The 18,910-nt window shown below is 71.5% G+C and carries 20 protein-coding genes and 1 pseudogene; 14 read left to right on the top strand and 7 right to left on the bottom strand.

Features of this window, described 5'->3' with window-relative positions; translation table 11 throughout:
• The 5 genes from AB0J68_RS08740 to AB0J68_RS08720 form a co-directional block, all read left to right on the top strand.
• The coding region (locus AB0J68_RS08740; protein ID WP_363937252.1) for a multifunctional oxoglutarate decarboxylase/oxoglutarate dehydrogenase thiamine pyrophosphate-binding subunit/dihydrolipoyllysine-residue succinyltransferase subunit at window positions 1-3,483 on the top strand (3,483 nt) is incomplete at its 5' end.
• Window positions 3,484-3,605: 122 nt separating this feature from the next.
• Window positions 3,606-3,785, top strand: a complete 180-nt coding sequence (locus AB0J68_RS08735; protein WP_355063637.1) for a DUF6104 family protein — start codon at window positions 3,606-3,608, stop codon at window positions 3,783-3,785.
• 105 nt (window positions 3,786-3,890) lie between these two features.
• Entirely contained in the window at window positions 3,891-4,586 is a 696-nt protein-coding gene (locus AB0J68_RS08730) for a DUF998 domain-containing protein (RefSeq protein ID WP_355063639.1), read from the top strand.
• Window positions 4,587-4,726: 140 nt separating this feature from the next.
• Window positions 4,727-6,796: a phosphate acetyltransferase gene (gene pta, locus AB0J68_RS08725; protein WP_363937250.1), complete on the top strand. Its 2,070-nt coding sequence runs from the start codon at window positions 4,727-4,729 to the stop codon at window positions 6,794-6,796.
• On the top strand, window positions 6,793-7,908 hold the full coding sequence (locus AB0J68_RS08720) for an acetate kinase (RefSeq protein WP_363937247.1): 1,116 nt from the start codon (window positions 6,793-6,795) through the stop codon (window positions 7,906-7,908). The genes pta and AB0J68_RS08720 overlap by 4 nt, the downstream gene beginning before the upstream one ends.
• 43 nt (window positions 7,909-7,951) lie before the next feature.
• Here the strand turns inward: AB0J68_RS08720 and AB0J68_RS08715 are convergent, their stop codons facing one another.
• The gene (locus tag AB0J68_RS08715; protein ID WP_234588635.1) at window positions 7,952-8,125 is read right to left on the bottom strand and encodes a hypothetical protein; all 174 of its coding nucleotides are present in this window, start codon (window positions 8,123-8,125) and stop codon (window positions 7,952-7,954) included.
• A gap of 157 nt (window positions 8,126-8,282) precedes the next feature.
• Here AB0J68_RS08715 and AB0J68_RS08710 point away from each other — a divergent pair, with 157 nt between their 5' ends.
• Window positions 8,283-9,173, top strand: coding sequence for an alpha/beta hydrolase (locus tag AB0J68_RS08710; protein WP_363937244.1), 891 nt, complete (start codon window positions 8,283-8,285; stop codon window positions 9,171-9,173).
• Window positions 9,174-9,261: 88 nt separating this feature from the next.
• Window positions 9,262-9,807 (top strand): aminoglycoside adenylyltransferase, encoded by a 546-nt coding sequence (locus AB0J68_RS08705; protein ID WP_363937241.1) that lies wholly within the window; start codon window positions 9,262-9,264, stop codon window positions 9,805-9,807.
• On the opposite strand, the gene AB0J68_RS08700 is transcribed toward AB0J68_RS08705, so the two are convergent.
• Window positions 9,689-10,150 (bottom strand): MerR family transcriptional regulator, encoded by a 462-nt coding sequence (locus tag AB0J68_RS08700; RefSeq protein ID WP_363937239.1) that lies wholly within the window; start codon window positions 10,148-10,150, stop codon window positions 9,689-9,691. The genes AB0J68_RS08705 and AB0J68_RS08700 overlap by 119 nt on opposite strands.
• A gap of 90 nt (window positions 10,151-10,240) precedes the next feature.
• Here AB0J68_RS08700 and AB0J68_RS08695 point away from each other — a divergent pair, with 90 nt between their 5' ends.
• Complete coding sequence (locus AB0J68_RS08695; protein WP_363937236.1) at window positions 10,241-11,290, top strand: aldo/keto reductase; 1,050 nt, start codon at window positions 10,241-10,243, stop codon at window positions 11,288-11,290.
• A gap of 126 nt (window positions 11,291-11,416) precedes the next feature.
• Window positions 11,417-12,382 carry a chlorophyllase gene (locus tag AB0J68_RS08690; RefSeq protein WP_354858485.1) on the top strand — a complete coding sequence of 322 codons (966 nt, stop codon included), beginning with the start codon at window positions 11,417-11,419 and terminating at the stop codon, window positions 12,380-12,382.
• Between the two features lie 140 nt (window positions 12,383-12,522).
• Here AB0J68_RS08690 and AB0J68_RS08685 read toward each other — a convergent pair whose 3' ends face one another.
• The 3 genes from AB0J68_RS08685 to AB0J68_RS08675 form a co-directional block, all read right to left on the bottom strand.
• Window positions 12,523-13,485 carry a zinc-binding dehydrogenase gene (locus tag AB0J68_RS08685; protein WP_363937234.1) on the bottom strand — a complete coding sequence of 321 codons (963 nt, stop codon included), beginning with the start codon at window positions 13,483-13,485 and terminating at the stop codon, window positions 12,523-12,525.
• A gap of 36 nt (window positions 13,486-13,521) precedes the next feature.
• Entirely contained in the window at window positions 13,522-14,700 is a 1,179-nt protein-coding gene (locus AB0J68_RS08680; RefSeq protein ID WP_355063651.1) for an NADP-dependent malic enzyme, read from the bottom strand.
• 143 nt (window positions 14,701-14,843) lie between these two features.
• Window positions 14,844-15,194, bottom strand: coding sequence for a S26 family signal peptidase (locus AB0J68_RS08675; RefSeq protein WP_354858479.1), 351 nt, complete (start codon window positions 15,192-15,194; stop codon window positions 14,844-14,846).
• Between the two features lie 84 nt (window positions 15,195-15,278).
• On the opposite strand from AB0J68_RS08675, the gene sodN reads away from it, so the two are divergent.
• From sodN to AB0J68_RS08660, 3 genes are all read left to right on the top strand, one after another.
• Complete coding sequence (sodN, locus tag AB0J68_RS08670) at window positions 15,279-15,683, top strand: superoxide dismutase, Ni (protein ID WP_007464694.1); 405 nt, start codon at window positions 15,279-15,281, stop codon at window positions 15,681-15,683.
• A 62-nt stretch (window positions 15,684-15,745) separates the two neighbouring features.
• The gene (locus AB0J68_RS08665) at window positions 15,746-16,201 is read left to right on the top strand and encodes a GNAT family N-acetyltransferase (protein ID WP_354858530.1); all 456 of its coding nucleotides are present in this window, start codon (window positions 15,746-15,748) and stop codon (window positions 16,199-16,201) included.
• 32 nt (window positions 16,202-16,233) lie between these two features.
• Window positions 16,234-16,641 carry an ATP-binding protein gene (locus AB0J68_RS08660; protein WP_266245852.1) on the top strand — a complete coding sequence of 136 codons (408 nt, stop codon included), beginning with the start codon at window positions 16,234-16,236 and terminating at the stop codon, window positions 16,639-16,641.
• A 72-nt stretch (window positions 16,642-16,713) separates the two neighbouring features.
• Here AB0J68_RS08660 and AB0J68_RS08655 read toward each other — a convergent pair whose 3' ends face one another.
• A complete protein-coding gene (locus tag AB0J68_RS08655) occupies window positions 16,714-17,103 on the bottom strand; it encodes a hypothetical protein (protein WP_234588649.1) in 390 nt (129 codons plus the stop codon).
• Window positions 17,104-17,146: 43 nt separating this feature from the next.
• Between AB0J68_RS08655 and AB0J68_RS08650 the strand changes: the two genes are divergently transcribed.
• Complete coding sequence (locus AB0J68_RS08650) at window positions 17,147-18,097, top strand: diacylglycerol kinase family protein (RefSeq protein WP_363937230.1); 951 nt, start codon at window positions 17,147-17,149, stop codon at window positions 18,095-18,097.
• 447 nt (window positions 18,098-18,544) lie between these two features.
• Window positions 18,545-18,802: a WhiB family transcriptional regulator gene (locus tag AB0J68_RS08645; protein WP_007072794.1), complete on the top strand. Its 258-nt coding sequence runs from the start codon at window positions 18,545-18,547 to the stop codon at window positions 18,800-18,802.
• Window positions 18,803-18,823: 21 nt separating this feature from the next.
• On the opposite strand, the pseudogene AB0J68_RS08640 reads toward AB0J68_RS08645, so the two are convergent.
• Window positions 18,824-18,910: pseudogene (locus AB0J68_RS08640) on the bottom strand (WhiB family transcriptional regulator); the annotation flags it as partial.

Here is an 18,910-nt window from a genome sequence, read left to right as displayed (position 1 = left end):
CCGGCCGCCGCCGCCAGCAAGACGGCCGCGGCGCCGTCGGCACCGGCCAAGGCCGCGCCCGCGAAGGCCACCCCGGAGAAGGCCGCACCGGCCAAGCCGGCCGCGAAGGCGGCCGCGCCGAGCGCCGACGGCCCGCAGACCACCCCGCTGCGGGGTGTCGCCGCGAAGATCGTGCAGAACATGGACGCCTCGCTGAGCGTGCCCACCGCGACAAGCGTCCGCGCGGTCCCGGCGAAGCTGCTGGTCGACAACCGCATCGTGATCAACAACCACCTCGCCCGGGGGCGCGGTGGCAAGGTCAGCTTCACCCACCTGGTCGGCTACGCGATGGTCCGCGCGCTGGTCCAGCACCCGGAGATGAACAACTCCTTCGCCGAGGCCAACGGCAAGCCGGCCGTGGTCCGCCCGGCGCACGTCAACCTCGGCATCGCGATCGACCTGGCCAAGCCGGACGGCAGCCGCAACCTGGTGGTCCCCTCCATCAAGGGCTGCGAGCAGATGGACTTCCGGCAGTTCTGGCAGGCGTACGAGGACGTGGTCCGGCGGGCGCGGCGCAACGAGCTGACCATGGAGGACTACTCCGGCACCACGATCTCGCTGACCAACCCGGGCGGCATCGGCACGGTGCACTCCATGCCGCGGCTCATGCAGGGGCAGAGCGCGATCATCGGCGTGGGCGCGATGGAGTACCCGGCCCCCTACCAGGGCATGTCCGAGGCGACTCTCGCCGAGCTGGCGGTCAGCAAGGTCATCACGCTGACCAGCACGTACGACCACCGGATCATCCAGGGCGCGCAGTCCGGCGAGTTCCTCAAGGTCATGCACGAGCTGATCCTGGGCGAGCACAGCTTCTACGACGAGATCTTCACCTCGCTGCGCATCCCGTACGAGCCGGTGCGCTGGGTGCGCGACGTGGCCGTCAACTCCGAGGGTCAGATCAACAAGACCGCCCGGGTGCACGAGCTGATCCACGCGTACCGCGTGCGCGGTCACCTGATGGCCGACACCGACCCGCTGGAATTCACCATCCGCAAGCACCCCGACCTGGACGTCCTCCAGCACGGGCTGACCCTGTGGGACCTGGACCGCGAGTTCCCGGTCAACGGCTTCGCCGGCCGCCAGCGGATGAAGCTGCGCGAGATCCTCGGCGTGCTGCGCGACTCGTACTGCCGGCGCGTCGGCATCGAGTACATGCACATCCAGGACCCGGAGGAGCGGCGCTGGATCCAGGAGCGGATCGAGCGCAAGTACGAGAAGCCGTCCCCCGACGAGCAGAAGCACGTGCTCAACCGGCTCAACGCCGCCGAGGCGTTCGAGACCTTCCTGCAGACCAAGTACGTCGGCCAGAAGCGCTTCTCGCTGGAGGGTGGCGAGTCGCTGATTCCGCTGCTGGGCGAGGTGCTCGAGTCCTCCGCCGAGAGCGGGCTGGACGAGGTCGTCATCGGCATGGCCCACCGGGGCCGGCTCAACGTGCTGGCCAACATCGTCGGCAAGCCGTACGAGAAGATCTTCTCGGAGTTCGAGGGTCACCTCGACCCGCGCTCGACGCAGGGCTCCGGCGACGTGAAGTACCACCTGGGTCAGAACGGCAAGTTCACCACCCCGGACGGCGAGCACGTCGTCAAGGTGTCCCTGGTGGCGAACCCGTCGCACCTGGAGGCCGTCGACCCCGTGCTGGAGGGCATCGTCCGGGCCAAGCAGGACCGGATCGACCTCAAGCTGGAGGGCTACACCGTGCTGCCGCTGGCGGTGCACGGCGACGCCGCGTTCGCCGGGCAGGGTGTGGTCGCCGAGACGCTCAACCTGTCGCAGCTGCGCGGCTACCGCACCGGCGGCACCGTGCACGTGGTGGTCAACAACCAGGTCGGCTTCACCACCGCCCCGGAGTACAGCCGGTCCAGCCTCTACAGCACCGACGTGGCCCGGATGATCCAGGCGCCGATCTTCCACGTGAACGGCGACGACCCGGAGGCCGTGGTCCGAGTGGCCCGGCTGGCCTTCGAGTACCGGCAGGCGTTCAACAAGGACGTCGTGATCGACATGGTCTGCTACCGCCGGCGCGGCCACAACGAGGGCGACGACCCGTCGATGTCCAACCCTCAGATGTACAAGATCATTGACTCGAAGCGTTCGGTGCGCAAGCTCTACACCGAGGAGCTGATCGGTCGCGGCGACATCACCGTGGAGGACGCGGAGGAGCTGCTGCGCGACTACCAGGCGCAACTGGAGAAGGTCTTCAAGGCCACCCGGGACGCCGCCGCCACGCCGCGCCAGCTCAACCGCCCCCGCCACGAGGAGGAGCCGGAGCCGGCGGTCGACACCGCCACCGACGCCGCCGTGGTGAAGGCGATCGGCGAGGCCCACGTCAACCTGCCCGAGGGCTTCACTCCGCACAAGCGGATCCAGCAGCTGCTCGACCGGCGGGCCAAGATGTCCGTCGAGGGCAACATCGACTGGGGCTTCGGCGAGATCATCGCGTTCGGGGCGCTGCTGCACGACGGGGTCACCGTCCGGCTCGCCGGGCAGGACTCGCGGCGCGGCACCTTCGTCCAGCGGCACGCGTCGGTGGTCGACCACCGCACCGGCGACGACTACCTGCCGTTGAAGTCGCTCACCGGCGATGGCGAGCGCTCCCGGTTCTTCGTGCACGACTCGCTGCTGAGCGAGTACGCGGCGATGGGCTTCGAGTACGGGTACTCGGTGGAGAACGTCAACGCGCTGGTCGCCTGGGAGGCCCAGTTCGGTGACTTCGTCAACGGCGCCCAGTCGGTGATCGACGAGTTCATCTCCTCCGGTGAGGTGAAGTGGGGTCAGCGCTCCGCGGTGACCCTGCTGCTGCCGCACGGCCACGAGGGCCAGGGCCCGGACCACACCTCCGGTCGCCCGGAGCGGTTCCTGCAGATGTGCGCCGAGGACAACATGCGGGTGTCCATTCCGACGACCCCGGCGAACTACTTCCACCTGCTGCGACGCCAGGCCCTGTCGCCGAAGCGCAAGCCGCTCGTGGTGTTCACGCCGAAGTCGCTGCTGCGGCACAAGCTCTGCGTCTCGTCGGTGGAGGACTTCACCACCGGCACCTTCCAGCCGGTGCTGCGCGACACCGCCGCCCCGGCACCGGAGTCGGTGAAGCGGGTGCTGCTCTGCTCGGGCAAGGTCTACTACGACCTGTTCCAGGCCCGGCAGGAGCGCGGCATCACCGACACGGCGATCATCCGGATCGAGCAGTTGTACCCGCTGCCGGTGGAGGAGATCCGGGCCGCCCTGGCGCAGTTCCCGAACGCGGAGGACTTCGCCTGGGTGCAGGAGGAGCCGGCCAACCAGGGCGCCTGGTCGTTCGTGGCGCTCAACCTGCTGGAGCACCTCACCGACGTCCGGCTGCGGCGGATCTCCCGCCCGGCCGCGGCGGCCCCGGCGGTCGGCTCGGCCAAGACCCACGAGGTCGAGCAGACCGCGCTCATCGAGGCGGCACTCCCCCGCCCGTGACCTGACCGCGCCACGCGAGCCGGGGCAGGGCCGTTTCCCACGGTCCTGCCCCGGCTCGCGTCGGTCCATCCGAACCACCGACCCGCCCGGCCCGCGCCGGGCCGAGCACGAGGACGTACGCCGTGTACTTCACCGACCGTGGCATCGAGGAGCTGGTCGAGCGCCGGGGCGACGAGCAGGTGACCCTGGAGTGGCTGGGCGAGCGCCTGCGCGACTTCGTCGACCTCAACCCCGAGTTCGAGACCCCGATCGAGCGCCTGGCCACCTACCTGGCCCGCCTGGACGACCCCGACGACGAGTGACCCTCGGCGGTTGACCCGTCTCTCTGTGTGATGTGCACTGGTGGGGCGGCGTGCGCGGGTCTCCTCGACCCTCACCGGACGCCACCCCGGCGCCAGGAGACGACCATGAAACACCAGCCCGGCAACCCGCCGCAGGACACCGCGACCGTACGCCACCTGCGCCTCGGCATCGGCTCGGTCGGCTTGGCCCTGCCCGTCGCACTGGTGGTCGGCCACATGGTCGCCAGCCGTCGCGTCGTCGTCCTCGACTCGCTCAGCGCCTACTACCACACCGAGATGCGCAACATCTTCGTCGGCGCACTGTGCGCGATCGGGGTGTTCCTGATCGCCTACCGCTACCGCTGGCCGGACGACCTGTTAGGCACGATCGCCGGGACGCTCGCGATCCTGGTGGCCCTGTTTCCGGTACACGGGCCGACCGGAGGCGACAGCCGGCTGGTCGGTCTGGTGCACCAGGCCGCCGCCGGGTCGCTGTTCGTCCTGCTCGCCGCCTTCTGCCTGTTCCTGTTCACCCGACCCGACCGTGCTGGGGTGCCGCCCCGACGCGCCGCCAACCGCTGCTACCGCGCGTGCGGCCTGCTCATCCTGGCGGCGATCGCAGGCGCGCTGGCGAGCGGGGCGCTGCCCACCGACGTCCGCCACGCCCTCCAGCCGCTGCTGTGGTGCGAGACCCTCGCCGTGGCCGCCTTCGGCACCGCCTGGGTCGTCAAGAGCGACGCGATCTTCCGGATGGCCGGGCTGCCCGACGCACCACCGTCCGCCGAGACGATCGGGCCGACGTCCGCGACAGCCGCGTCCTGAGCGGACGGGACTCGCCCTGACCCCCGACAGGAACAGGTCCGGGAGCGCAACCTCCAGCGGACACTCCGGCTGGCCCGCCAGGTCGATGTGCTGACGAGAGGTGACCGACGACGACCACCACGATCTTGTAGCGTGGGGCCGTGGCGCGCAGCGTGTATCTGACCAGCGTCGGTTCGGGCGGGGGCAAGTCGACCATCGCCCTCGGGCTGGCCGAGTTGCTGTCCCGCCAGGTCGGGCGGATCGGTGTGTTCCGGCCGCTGGTGGCCGACACCGGCCCGGACCCGATCCTCGCGCTGCTGAGCGAGCGGTACCGCGTCGAGGTGCCGCTCGCCGAGCTGGCCGGATCCACCTACGCCGAGGCGGCCAGGCTGGTCGCCGACGGCCGACGGGAAGAGCTGATCTCCGCTGTCGTCCAGCGGTACCGGGCGGTGGAGCGGCAGTGCCCGGCGGTGGTCGTGGTGGGCAGTGACTTCGACGAGCCGGGCGACCCGGCGCACCCCCGCGAGCTGGCCTTCAACGCCCGGCTGGCCACCGAGTTCGGCAGCGTGGTGGTGCCGGTGGTGGACGGCTACGAGCAGGAGCCGACGGCCGTCGCGGCGGCCATGCGCGGGGCGTACCACGATGTGGCCGACCTGGGCGCGACGGTGCTGGCGGTGATCGCCAACCGGGTGTCCGAGCCGATGACGCTGCCGGAGCTGCCCGTGCCGGCGTACGCCATCCCGGAGGTGCCGAGCGTGTCGGCGCCGACGGTGGCCGAGGTGGCGGCGGCGCTCGGCGCCACCCTGCTGGCCGGGGACGACGCGGCGCTCGGCCGGGACGTGCTGGACTTCGTGGTCGGCGCGGCACACGTGCCGACCCTGCTGGGCCACCTCACCGAGGGCGCTCTGGTGATCACCCCCGGGGACCGGGCCGACCTGCTCGTCGCCGCCAGCGCCGCGCACGTGGCCGGGCAGGTGTCGGTGGCCGGGCTCGTGCTCACCCTCGGCGAGCAACCCGACCCGCGGGTGATGCGGCTGGTGGAGGGTTTGAACACCGGCCTGGCCGTGCTCTCCGTCGGCAGCGACAGCTACGACACGGTGGCCGCGTCCAGCCGGATCGAGGGGCGGCCCAGCGTGGCCAACCCCCGCAAGGTGGAGGCCGCGCTCGGCGCGTTCGAACGCTGCGTGGACACCGACGACCTGGCCCGCCGGCTGCGGGTCAGCCGCTCGACGCGGGTCACCCCGCTGATGTTCGAGAACGAGCTGATCGACCGGGCCCGCTCGAAGCCCCGGCACCTGGTGCTGCCCGAGGGCGCCGAGGAGCGCATCCTGCGGGCGGCGGAGATCCTGCTGCGCCGGGGCGTGGCCGACCTGACGCTGCTCGGCCGCCCGGACGACATCGCCCGGCGCACCCGCGAGCTGGGCATCGACCTCGGCGACGCGCGGCTCGTCGACCCGGCCACCAGCGGGTGGCGCGACGAGTTCACGGCCGAGTACGCGCGGCTGCGCGCCCACCGGGGCGTCACCGCCGAGCTGGCGCACGACATCGTGGCCCAGCCCAACTACTTCGGGACGCTCATGGTGAACGCCGGGTACGCCGACGGCATGGTCTCGGGGGCCACGCACACCACCGCCGCCACCATCCTGCCCGCGTTCGAGATCATCCGTACCGTGCCGGAGGTCTCGGTGGCCTCCAGCGTCTTCTTCATGCTGCTCGCCGACCGGGTGCTGGTCTACGGCGACTGTGCGGTCAACCGCGACCCGGACGCCGCCCAGCTCGCCGACATCGCGATCTCGTCGGCCGACACCGCCGCCCGCTTCGGCATCGAACCCCGGGTGGCCATGCTGTCGTACTCCACCGGCAGCTCCGGCGCGGGCGAAGACGTGGAGAAGGTCGCCGCGGCCACCGCGCTGGTCCGGGAGCGTCGGCCCGACCTGCTGGTCGAGGGGCCGATCCAGTACGACGCGGCGATCGACCCCGCCGTGGCGGCGACGAAGCTGCCCGACAGCCCGGTCGCCGGCCAGGCCACGGTCTTCATCTTCCCGGACCTCAACACGGGCAACAACACGTACAAAGCGGTGCAGCGCTCGGCCGGGGCGGTCGCCGTCGGCCCGGTCATGCAGGGCCTGCGCCGGCCGGTGAACGACCTGTCCCGCGGCGCGACCGTGCCGGACATCGTCAACACGGTGGCGATCACCGCCATCCAGGCGGCCGCCGAGGAGGCGTCATGAGTCGGGTGCTGGTGCTCAACTGCGGGTCGTCGTCGGTGAAGTGGCGCCACTACGACGGGGACCGGCCCCTCGACCAGGGCACTGTCGAGCGGGTCGGTGAGCCCGGCGGCGGCCCGGCGGACCACGCCAGCGCCGTCCGGCAGATCCTGGCCGGTCTGGACCTGAACGGGCTCACCGCGGTCGGGCACCGGGTGGTGCACGGCGGACGGAAGTTCACCACCCCGGTCCTCATCGACGACGCGGTGCTGGCCGCGATCAAGGATCTGGTGCCGCTCGCCCCGCTGCACAACCCGGCCAACCTGGCCGGCATCGAGGTGACCCGGGCGGCGCTGCCGGACGTCCCGCAGGTCGCCGTCTTCGACACGGCGTTCCACCACACCCTGCCGGAGGCCGCCGCGACCTACGCGATCGACCTGGACACCGCGCAGCGGTACGGCATCCGCCGGTACGGCTTCCACGGCACCTCGCACGCGTACGTCTCCCGGCGTACCGCCGAGCTGCTGGGCCGCCCGTACGAGCAGCTCAACACCATCACCCTGCACCTGGGCAACGGGGCCAGCGCCTGCGCGGTCGCGAACGGCCGCAGCGTCGCCACCTCGATGGGGATGTCGCCCCTTCAGGGGCTGGTGATGGGCACGCGCAGCGGCGACCTCGACCCGACCGTGATCTTCCACCTGCGGCGGGAGGGCGGGCTGTCGGTCGACGACATCGACGACCTGCTCAACCACCGCAGCGGGCTGCTGGGGTTGACCGGCGTCAACGACATGCGCGAGGTGCTGCAGCGCAGGGCGGCCGGGGACCGGGCAGCCGCGCTGGCCTTCGACGTGTACTGCCGGCGGATCACCGGGTACGTCGGCGCGTACTACGCGCTGCTCGGCCACGTGGACGCGATCGCGTTCACCGCCGGCGTGGGCGAGCACGCCGCGCCCGTCCGGGCCGCCGCGCTGGCCGGGCTGGCCCGGCTCGGCATCACCGTCGACGAGGCGCGCAACAACGGTGACGGCGACCGGCTGATCTCGCCGGACGACGCCGAGGTGAGCGTCTGTGTCATCCGCACCGATGAGGAACGGGAGATCGCCCGACAGACCCGGGATGTGGTCGGGGCGCACTGAAGCCCCCCGACCCGCCCGGTCAGCGCACTGCCGCGCCGGCTGGTCAGCGCATCGCCAGCCAGGCGACGAGGGCCACCAGCAGTACGACGACCACCGCCGCACCGACGATGAGCGGCAGGCGGGACGGCGCGTCGGCCGGGCCGGCGGCCTCCGGCGTCTGGGTGAAGGCGCGGAACGCCTCGGTGTTGCCGCTGGGGTCGGTGTAGTTCTCAGCCATGTCGGTGACCCTAGCGAAGCCGGTCGCCGAGCGCCGCCCCCGCCTCCGCCGTCCCACCGGGTCGAGCCGGCCGGCGGAGGCGACCCGACCGGGTGGCGAGCAGAGCCGGGCCGGACGGCGGGGCCGCCGGACGTGCCCGGGCACCTACGGTGAAACGGTGGGGGCGGGACGGCTGGTCGCCGTACTGGTGACAGCGCTGCTGGCCGGTTGCGCGCCGGCCACCGCCGTGGCGGGCGGCTCCACCGGGCCGCCGTCCGCGCGCCGAGCGCCCGAGGGGTCGTACGTCGTCGGCGTGCGTACGCTCACCCTCGATCCGCGCTCGGCGCGCCCCCTGCCGGTGACCATCTGGTATCCGGCCGGGACCGACGGGGTGGCCGCCGGCCGCTTCCCGGTGGTGATCTACAGCCACGGGCTGCACAGTCGACCCGAGCTGCACGCCGGGCTGACCACCCGCTGGGCGGCGGCCGGTTTCGTGGTGGCGGCGCCGGCGTACCCGCACACCCGCGCGGGTGCGGCGCACTTCACCCGGGCCGACGTGCGCAACCAGCCCGCCGACGGTTGGCGGCTGATCCGGCACCTGGGCCGCCTCGACGGCGACCCGGGTGATCCGCTCGCCGGCCACCTGGACCTCACGTCGATCGCCGCCGCCGGTCACTCGGCGGGCGGCTTCACCACCTCCGGCATGTTCACCGAGGGCCACCCGGCCCGGCTGCGCGGGGGCATCGTGATCGCCGGCGGCGGGCTGCCGGGCAGCTTCGCCGGACCGACCGCACCGGTGCTCTTCGTGCACGGCACGGCCGACCCGGTGGTGCCGGTGACGGTCGGCCGGGCGGCGTACGCGCGTACCCCGGGACCGGCGGTGTTCGTCAGTGTGCTCGGCCAGGACCACGGCGCGTACCTCACGCCGGGCAACCCCGGATTCGCCGCCGTCCTCGCCACCACCACCGACTTCCTGCGCTGGACCCTCTACGGCGACCGGACCGCCGGCGCCCGCCTGCCCACCGACGCGCGCACGCCCGGCACCCACTACGAGTCCCGCCTCACCTAGCGGCGGTGGCGGTGGCCGCACACGACAAGCGTTTGCTGCCCACTGAGGCCCTCCCCCGTGCACTCGCAAGTGCCGCTAGGGTGCCCCGGTGGACGACCTCGCGCGCCGCCAGTTGGCGAGCATCGCCGAAGTGGTCGAGGTGGCCGGATCGGCCGGCATTCCGGTGTGGTTGCGTGGCGGCTGGGCGATGGACTTCCAGCTCGGCCAGGTGTCCCGACCGCACGTCGACGTCGACTGGTACTGCTGGCGCGAGGACGCGGCCCGGCTGGCAGCCCTGCTGCTGGCCCGGGGCTGGCGACCCGATCCTCGGATGCCGGTGGAGCTACAGCTCGACCTGTTCGCCGCCGACGTGGAGGTGAGCTTCGCGTACCTGGGTCGCGACGACGCCGGTCGACCGACGGTGGGTGCCGGGTCCTGGACCGGCACGCCACTGCCGGTCGGGATGCTGGACGCACCACCCGGCCGGCTCGGCCCGTTGACCGTGCCGACGATCTCGGTGCCGGCCCAGATCGAGTTCAAGCAGATGTACCCGGTGTGGATGCCGGAGCGGCGCCGCCGTCCGAAGGACGCGGACGACCTGGCTCGACTGCGGGCTGGGCCCCGTCGAGCAGGTCCTCGTACACCCCGACCTTGAAGCCGATCAGGTCCAGGCACTGGGTGAGCCTGCCGATCTGGCTGGTGACGTGCTCCCGGTGCTCGCGCAGGAGGGCGAGACGTTCCTCCTCGTTGCCGGCGCCCTCCCGGACGAGGTCGGTGTACCGGCGGAGCGCGGGCAACGGCATGCCCGAGGCGCGGAGAATGATGCAGACGGTCAGCCAGTCGACGTCGTCCTGGCTGTAGACACGACGCCCACCGGGCCCACGGCGTACGGGATCGACGAAGACGCCCTCCTGCTCGTAGAAGCGGAGGGCGTGCACGCTCAAGCCGGTACGTTCGGCGACCTGCCCGATGCTCAGACTCACGGTGTCCTCGGCCATGCCGAGCAGGGTAACGAGGCTTGACCTAGAGCCGACTCCAGCTCCTAGGGTCCCCCGTGATCGTTACGACATCGCCAAGGGAGCATCGGCATGCGCTATCGCACACTCGGCGGCACCGGCATCGAGGTGAGCACCCACTGCCTCGGGACCATGATGTTCGGCGCCGTCGGGAACCCGGACCACGACGACTGCGTCCGCATCGTCCGCGCGGCCCTGGACCAGGGCATCAACTGTGTCGACACCGCCGACATGTACGGCCGGGGCGAGTCCGAGCAGATCGTGGGCAAGGCGCTGCGGGGGCGTCGGGACGACGTCGTCCTCGCCACCAAGGTGCACTTTCCGATGGGTGAGGGGCCCAACCAGGGTGGCAACTCGCGGCGCTGGATCCTCAAGGCGGTCGAGGGGAGCCTGCGGCGCCTGGGCACCGACTGGATCGACCTCTACCAGGTCCACCGCCCCGACCCCTCGACCGACATCGAGGAGACGCTCTCGGTGCTCACCGACCTGGTGCGCGAGGGAAAGATCCGCGCCTTCGGGTGCTCGACGTTCCCCGCTGAGGAGATCGTCGAGGCGCACCAGGTCTCCGAGCGTCGCGGCCTCGGGCGGCTGCGCACCGAGCAGCCGCCGTACTCGATCCTGGCCCGCGGGGTCGAGGCGTCGACCCTGCCGGTCTGTCAGCGCTACGGCATGGGGGTGCTGGTCTGGAGTCCGCTCGCCTTCGGGTTCCTCAGCGGGAAGTACCGCAGGGACCGGCCTGTCGACCTGTCGACCGGGCGTGCCGTGCTCCGGCCGGCGCAGTTCGATCCCACGCTCGCCGAGAACGCCGCCAAGCTCGACATCGTCGAGCAGCTCGTCGACCTCGCGGCGGGCATCGGCTGCACGCTCCCACAGCTCGCCATCGCCTTCACCGTGGCCCATCCGGCGGTCACCTCGGCGATCATCGGACCGCGGACCATGGCGCACCTGGAGGACCTGCTCAAGGGCGGCACGCTCACCCTGGACGACGCGACCCTCGACCGGATCGACGAGATCGTGCCGCCCGGAACCAACCGGTACGACCCCAACGCCGCCTTCCCGCCACGCTCCCTGACCGACACCGCCCGGCGACGGCGCCCGCTCCCCGACCGCGCCGCGGCCTGAGCGAACCGGTCACGGCGTGGCCCGAGCGAGCCGGTCACGCCGCGGCCTGAGCGAACCGGTCACGCCGCGGCCACCGCGCGTCGAACCGCGCCGAGCCGGTCGGCGCGGCAGGGCACAATTGGCTTCATGTCGCGTCGCGTCACCTCCACGCTGCTGGCCAGCGTCCTGCTCATGGCCGGCCTGGTCGGCTGCTCCGCCGACGCCCGCAAGACCGAGAGCTGGCGGGCGCCGGCCGAGCCACCGCCCGCCGCCACGCCGACGCCGCAGGTACCCGCCGGGACCGCACCGAAAAGCGCCTTCGGCGTCGGCGTACGCCAGCTCAAGCTGAACCGGGACGGCCGCGCGCTGCCGGTGACGCTCTGGTATCCGGCGGCCGGGGAGGCCGGCGGCGCGGTCAAGCGGTCCGCGGCGGCGGCACAGGGCCGGTTTCCGGTGGTGATGTTCAGCCACGGCCTCACCGGGCGGCCGGAGGACTACGCCACCCTGCTGACCCGCTGGGCAGCGGCGGGCTTCGTGGTGGCCGCGCCGACCTTCCCGCACACCTCCCGGGGCAGCGACGGCAACATCCTCGACGTGCTCAACCAGCCGGCCGACGTGTCGTACGCGCTGACCCAGGTGCTGGCGCTCGACGGCAAGGCCGGCGACGGGCTGCGCGGCCGGCTGGCCACCGACCGGGTCGCCGCAGCCGGGCACTCGGCCGGTGGGGTGACCACCATCGGCCTCTTCACCGCCAGCCGGGACGAGCGGCTGGACGCCGGGGTGGTGTTCGCCGGCACGGCCGTAGGCGTGGGTACGGCGTTCGCAGGGGCGACCGCGCCGCAGCTGTTCGTGCACGGCGAGCTGGACGAGGTGGTCGACTACGCGGCGGGCAAGGCGGCGTACGACAAGGTGCCCTGGCCGAAGGCGCTGCTCAGCCTGCCCAAGGGCGACCACGGGCGGGCGCTGCTCAGCGACGCCGCGACGCTGCGGGTCGTCTCGGACACGTCCGTCGAGTTCCTGCGCTGGTCGCTGTACGGCGACGCCGAGGCCAAGAAGCGCATCCCCACCGACGCGACGCGCGGCGACATCGCCACCTTCGACGATCACCTCTGAGATCCCGACCGCTCAAGATCGCGCATTAACCAGGAAACAGTGGCCTCCCACGACGCGGAGGCCACTATTTCCATGATGTTGCGCGATCTTGGGGCGGGGCTGGGCCGGCCGGGCGGCGTCCGGCGGGGGCACGACGTGCGTCAGGCGGTGTGGTCGACGACGATCTTGCCGAAGGTGTCGCCGGAGTGCAGGCGGGCGAAGGCGTCCTCGACCCGGCTGAACGGGACCACGGTGTCGATCACCGGGCGGACCTCATTCTCGGCGCAGAACGCCAGCAGCTCGTACAGCTCCTCCGGCGTGCCCATCGAGGTCCCCAGGATCTCCAGCTGCATGGCGAAGACCCGGCGCAGGTTGACCGACGGCTGGTGCCCGGCGGTGGCGCCGGAGACCACGATCCGGGCCATCGGCGCGGCCGACTTCAACGAGTGGTCGAACGTCGCCGCGCCGACCGTCTCGATCACCACGTCGACCCGCTCCGGCAGCCGGGCACCGGACTCCAGGGCAGTCGCCCCGAGGGCGGTGATCCGCTCCCGCTTGGCGGCGTCACGGCTGGTCGCGTACACCCGCTTGCCCATCGCGACAGCGAGCGCGACGGCCGCGGTCGCGACGCCGCCGCCCGCGCCCTGCACCAGCACGCTGTCGGCGTCCGCGACGCGGCCCTTGGTGGTCAGCATCCGCCACGCGGTCAGCCAGGCCGTGGGCAGGCACGCCGCGTCGGTCGCCGCCATGCCGTCGGGCAGTGGGATCAGGTTCGACCGGGGTACGGCGACCCGCTCGGCGAGGGTCCCGGCGAAGTGCTCGGACAGGATCGAGACCCCGCGCGGGTCACCCGGTGTGACGACGACCGGGTAGACGACCATCTCGTTGCCGTCGGCGTCCACGCCGACCGCGTCGCAGCCGAGGATCATCGGCAGCTGGGCCTCGGTGAGGCCCACGCCGCGCAGCGACCAGAGGTCGTGGTGGTTGAGCGAGGTGGCCCGTACCTGCACGGTCACCCAGTCGTCCTCCGGGTGGGTCGGCTCGGGCCGCTCACCGACGGTGAGGGCGGCGAGCGGATCGGCATCGTCGAAGCGGGAGGCGAAGGCGGCACGCATGATCGGCACGGTAACAAGCTGAGCGCCCGTTAAGAAGGGCCCCGCCTACCGGCGGGCGACTCCGTCGCGGCGGGCCGCTTCGGCGACGGCCTCGGCGACGGCCGGGGCGACGCGCGGGTCGAGCGGCGACGGGACGATCGCGTCGGCGGTGAGCGACTCGGCCACCACGCCGGCAATGGCGTCGGCGGCGGCGACCTTCATCCCCTCGGTGATCCGGGTGGCCCGCGCGTCCAACGCGCCCCGGAACACCCCGGGGAAGGCCAGCACGTTGTTGATCTGGTTGGGAAAGTCGCTGCGGCCGGTGGCGACCACCGCGACGTGCCGGGTGGCAACCTCGGGGTGCACCTCAGGGGTCGGGTTGGCCAGCGCGAACACGATCCCGCCGGGTGCCATCTGGGCGACGGCCGCCTCGGGGATCTGCCCGCCGGAGACGCCGATCAGCACGTCCGCACCACGCAGCGCCTCGGTGATGTCGCCCTGGCGGCCGTCGGCGTTGGTGCTCGCCGCCAGCTCGGCCTTGGTGCCGGTCAGCTCGGTGCGGTGCCGGCCGATGATCCCCTTGGAGTCGCAGACCACCACCTGGTCGGGGTTGACCCCACCGGCGACAAGCATCTTCGTCACGGCCACGCCGGCCGCGCCCGCGCCACTCACCGCCACCCGCAGGTCACCGAGCTTGCGGTTGAGCAGGGTGGCGGCGTTGCGCAGCGCGGCGAGCACCACGATGGCGGTGCCGTGCTGGTCGTCGTGGAAGACCGGGATGTCCAGCGCCTCATCGAGTCGGCGCTCCACCTCGAAGCAGCGCGGCGCGCTGATGTCCTCCAGGTTGATCCCGCCGAACGACGGGGCCAGTGCCCGCACCACCGCGACGATCTCGTCCACGTCCTGGGTGTCCAGGCAGACCGGAACCGCGTCCACCCCCGCGAACTGCTTGAACAGCACCGCCTTGCCCTCCATCACCGGCAACGCGGCGCGCGGGCCGATGTTGCCGAGCCCGAGCACCGCCGAACCATCGGTGACCACCGCGACGGCGTGCGACGCCCAGGTGTAGTCGTCGGCCAGGTCGGGGTCGGCGGCGATCGCTTCACACACCCGGGCCACACCCGGGGTGTACGCGAGGGAGAGGTCCTCGCGGCTGGTGAGCGGGACCGTCGAGGCGACGGCCATCTTGCCGCCCAGGTGCAGTTGGAAGACGGGATCAGCAGGGTCCACGGTGGACGAAGACATGATGGTGACTCCAGGATCTGTCGAGCAGACGGGGCGGCCGGCCCGGCCGCGAGGTGGGCGGCGAGCAGTGGCACGCGGTGCGGGGGGTCACCCGGGCACTTTCCGAGCATAGTGTCGGTACCGTCACTCGGATGTGAGCAGGGTCATAACGTCCGACGGTGCACCCGTCCGGGGCGGGGCCAGTAGCGGAACAGCACCCTCCCGCGCACGTCGGCCACCCCGTACGCCCGGGAGTCGTCGGTGACCAGATCGTTGTCGCCGCGCAGCCACCAGCCGCCGTCCTGCGGTCGTACCGCCCGCTTCACGACCAGCAGCTCGGGACGCGTCCGGAAGACGGCGACCACCACGTCACCGGGTCGGATCGGGCGCCCCCCCGAGCGGACCAGCACCGCGTCGCCGTGCCGCAGCGTCGGCGCCATGGACGGGCCGGTCACCGAAACGGGCGTCAGCGGCCCGCGCAGGTGCGGTGCCTCCGCCGGGTGATCGGCTCGCACTGGTTTCACCTCCACCCGGTTCGGGGAGCATTCCCAGGAGTAATGTCGCCTTTGATCATCGCAAACTTCCCATGGAGGATCCCGATGCGACTTCCACGCATCCTTGCGCCCCGCGTCACCGCGAGCGCTCACTGCGACCTGCCGTGCGGCGTCTACGACCCGGCCCAGGCCCGGATCGAGGCCGAGTCGGTCAAAATGATCTGCGAGAAGTACCAGGCGAACACCGACCCGGAGTTCCGCACCCGGGCGGTCATCATCAAGGAGCAGCGCGCCGAGCTGGTCAAGCACCACCTGTGGGTGCTCTGGACCGACTACTTCAAGGCGCCGCACTTCGAGAAGTACCCGAACCTGCACACCCTGTTCAACGAGGCCACCAAGCTCGCCGGCGCCGGTGGCGTCAAGGGCAGCCTCGACCCGGCCACCGCCGACAAGCTCCTCGCGAAGATCGACGAGATCGCGAAGATCTTCTGGGAGACCAAGAAGGCGTGACCAACGCGGTCATCCCGACGATCCGGCCGGTACGTCCCGAGGACGTGCCGGCCGTCGTCGCCATGGTGCACGAGTTGGCGGAGTACGAACGCGCTCCCGACCAGTGCCACCTCACCACCGAGCAGCTCACCTCGGCGCTGTTCGCGACTGCTCCGGCGCTCTTCGGCCACGTCGCGGTCGACGAGCGCGACCAGCCGGTCGGCTTCGCCCTGTGGTTTCTCAACTTCTCCACCTGGGCTGGCGTGCACGGCATCTACCTGGAGGATCTCTACGTCTCCCCGGCCGCCCGGGGCACCGGCGCGGGCCGGCTGCTGCTCGCCACGCTCGCCGACATCTGCGTACGACGGGGTTACCGGCGGCTGGAGTGGTGGATGATCGAGTGGAATCCGGCTGCCGGTTTCTACGCCTCCATCGGCGCCGAGCAGATGAGCGAGTGGGTCCCCTACCGGCTCAGCGGTGACGCGTTGCGCGACCTGGCCGCTCAGGCGGAGGCCGCCGACACGCGCCCGAACGACTGACCGGGTAGAGTCCCCGACCGGGGGGATGAGGCGTGACTCAACTGACCGGCCAGCCAGCGACCGACGACGACGTGGTGCACCTCACGGTGCCCGCCGACGGCGGTTACCTCGGCGTGCTCCGCACCGCCACCGCCGGCCTCGCGGCCCGGTTGCAGTTCGCGCTCGACGAGATCGAGGATCTGCGGATCGCCGTCGACGAGGCGTGCGCCATGCTGCTCGCCATCGCCACCCGCGACGCCGAGTTGGAGTGCCGGTTCTCGGTCACCAACGACGCGCTGACCGTCGAGGTGACCGTGCCGACCGTACGCGGGGCAACGTTGCCGGCCGAGTCGTCCTTCGCCTGGAAGGTGCTCACCGCGCTGACCACGTCGGCGTCCGCCACGGCCACCGACGGCCGGGCGACCATCTCGTTGCTCACCCGCCGCTCCGGCGGCTACTGACCGACGCGCCCCGCCGACCCCGCCCAGCCGGGGCCGCGGGCGAATCCGTTGCCTCCCGCCCGTGCGGCGGGGTCACTCGAAGCCGAGGGCCTTCGTCGTGGGCGGGCTGACGAGCAGCCAGCCGACGCCCAGGCCGAGCGCCATCAGCGGTACGCCCAGCCAGCCCAGCCCGGCCTGGATCATGAACCAGCCGATCGGCAGCAGCATGAGCTGAAGGACGATCGCGGGGGCCCGCGCGCCGGCCTGTCGGCGCAGCAGCGCGCGGCCCAACGCCCAGAGCGCGACGGCCGCCCCGACGGCGAACGCGGTCACCAGCAACGCCGACGCCAGGTCGGTGGTGGTGGCGGTGAGGTCGGCCCAGACCAGCCAGACCGCGATCAGCCCGACGGCGACCGCCTCCGCCCAGAGCAGCCGCACCGCCCAGCGGAGTGTGACGGGAACCGGGGCCGAGTCGATGGTCACGCGCGCCACGATACCCGGGCTACCGAGAGGTACAGTGCCGCCCATGCGGGCCGTCCTGGTGGTCAATCCGAAGGCCACCACCACCAGCGAACGCAGCCGGGACGTGCTTGTCCGGGCGCTGCGCAGCGAAGTCGACCTCAGTGTGCGCTACACCCGTCGCCGGGGGCACGCCATGGCGCTGGCCCGGGAGGCCGCCGTGGAGGGGGTCGATCTCGTCGTCACCCTGGGTGGTGACGGCACTGTGAACGAGGTGGTGAACGGCCTGATGGCGGCCGAACCGCCGGCCGGCGTCGAGGGCGCCTCGATGGCGGAGCGACTGCCCGCGTTGGCCACCGTTCCGGGCGGTTCGACAAACGTGTTCGCCCGCGCGTTGGGCCTGCCCCGGGAATGGCCGGAGGCGACCAGCATGATCCTCGAAGGGTTGCGCCTGGGCCGGCACCGCACGGTCGGGCTGGGCCGCGCGGACGACCGCTACTTCACCTTCTGCGCCGGGTTCGGCCTGGACGCTGCGGTGATCCACCGGGTGGAGCAGGCGCGGCGGAAGGGGCGGGTCTCGACTCCGGGGCTCTACCTGCGCTCGATCATGAACCAGTACTTCTTCGCCTCGGACCGGCGGCATCCGGCGATCAGCCTGGAGCGACCGGGTGAGCCGGCGGAGGACGAGCTGGCCACCGTCATCATCCAGAACACCGCTCCGTGGACGTACCTGGGCGACCGCGAGGTCAACCCGAACCCGGAGGCGTCGTTCGATCTCGGCCTCGACGTGCTGGCACTGCGTCAGCTCCGGGTGGCTAGCACAACACGGACAGTCACCCAGTTCCTGTCCCGGCGGCCCGATCCGAGCGGTCGTCAGGTGTTACGGCTCCATGACACAGCGGAGTTCACCCTGCTCTCCAGCCGCCCGCAGGCGTTCCAGCTGGACGGCGACTATCTTGGCGAGCGGGAGAAAGTCAGATTCACATCCATTCCGGCCGCACTCAGAGTAATCTGCTAGGTCTCGGGTACTGCCCTTGGTCGACGCGGCGCCGCAACCGCGCCGGCAGGTGCCGCCACACCGAGGGGCAGGTGCCGGAAATGTCAGCAATGTCACGCGGACTGTACTATATTGATCCTCGGCTGTGGCACGGCGGGTAACCAGGAACGCACTGGAACCCGGACAAATGGGTTGTGGGCTTGCTCACCGCTTGGAGTTTTTCCGAGCGTCACCCTTGACATCACGAGCGTTCGTGAAAGTATTCACAAGCGAACTTGAGTTACCGGGACATTGCCTGGATATGCTCGTCAGGTTGAGCTGTTCCAGCAGGTCTCCGAGGCTAACCGCCTGCTCACGCACTGCCGAATGGTCAGACGCGAACGGTCACCTTAGGCACTGCTGATGCATATAGGAAAAGCACTACCCGCAATAAATTGCCACCCATCCAGAATGAGGAGTGTTGCCGCCATGGACTGGCGTCACCATGCTGTCTGCCGCGACGAGGACCCGGAACTGTTCTTCCCGATTGGGACGTCCGGACCGGCTCTCCTGCAGGTCGAGCAGGCCAAGGCCGTCTGCAGGCGCTGCTCCGTGACCGACCAGTGCCTCCAGTGGGCGCTCGAGTCCGGTCAGGACGCTGGCGTCTGGGGCGGGATGAGCGAGGAGGAGCGGCGCGCTGTGAAGCGGCGCGGCGGCCTCCGGGTGCTGCGCGCTCACTCCGCCTGATCCCCAACGACACAGCTGCACGCCCCGGACGCCAGCGTCCTGACCGGACTCGAGCGCCCACTGGAGGCACTGGTCGGTCACGGAGCAGCGCCTGCAGACGGCCTTGGC

The sequence above is a fragment of the Micromonospora sp. NPDC049580 genome (assembly GCF_040675595.1).
Lineage (GTDB): Bacteria > Actinomycetota > Actinomycetes > Mycobacteriales > Micromonosporaceae > Micromonospora.
The sequence above is the reverse complement of the archived record's forward strand: the minus strand, read 5'-3'. Positions and strand labels throughout refer to the sequence as shown.

Coding starts and splice junctions, on each gene's coding strand:
- AB0J68_RS08690 (WP_354858485.1), top strand. CDS start 11,417: ATGTCGCGTCGCGTCACCTCCACGCTGCTGGCCAGCGTCCTGCTCATG.
- AB0J68_RS08720 (WP_363937247.1), top strand. CDS start 6,793: ATGAGTCGGGTGCTGGTGCTCAACTGCGGGTCGTCGTCGGTGAAGTGG.
- AB0J68_RS08730 (WP_355063639.1), top strand. CDS start 3,891: ATGAAACACCAGCCCGGCAACCCGCCGCAGGACACCGCGACCGTACGC.
- AB0J68_RS08665 (WP_354858530.1), top strand. CDS start 15,746: ATGGTGCACGAGTTGGCGGAGTACGAACGCGCTCCCGACCAGTGCCAC.
- sodN (WP_007464694.1), top strand. CDS start 15,279: ATGCGACTTCCACGCATCCTTGCGCCCCGCGTCACCGCGAGCGCTCAC.
- AB0J68_RS08680 (WP_355063651.1), bottom strand. CDS start 14,700: ATGTCTTCGTCCACCGTGGACCCTGCTGATCCCGTCTTCCAACTGCAC.
- AB0J68_RS08645 (WP_007072794.1), top strand. CDS start 18,545: ATGGACTGGCGTCACCATGCTGTCTGCCGCGACGAGGACCCGGAACTG.
- AB0J68_RS08695 (WP_363937236.1), top strand. CDS start 10,241: ATGCGCTATCGCACACTCGGCGGCACCGGCATCGAGGTGAGCACCCAC.
- AB0J68_RS08650 (WP_363937230.1), top strand. CDS start 17,147: ATGCGGGCCGTCCTGGTGGTCAATCCGAAGGCCACCACCACCAGCGAA.
- AB0J68_RS08715 (WP_234588635.1), bottom strand. CDS start 8,125: ATGGCTGAGAACTACACCGACCCCAGCGGCAACACCGAGGCGTTCCGC.
- AB0J68_RS08700 (WP_363937239.1), bottom strand. CDS start 10,150: ATGGCCGAGGACACCGTGAGTCTGAGCATCGGGCAGGTCGCCGAACGT.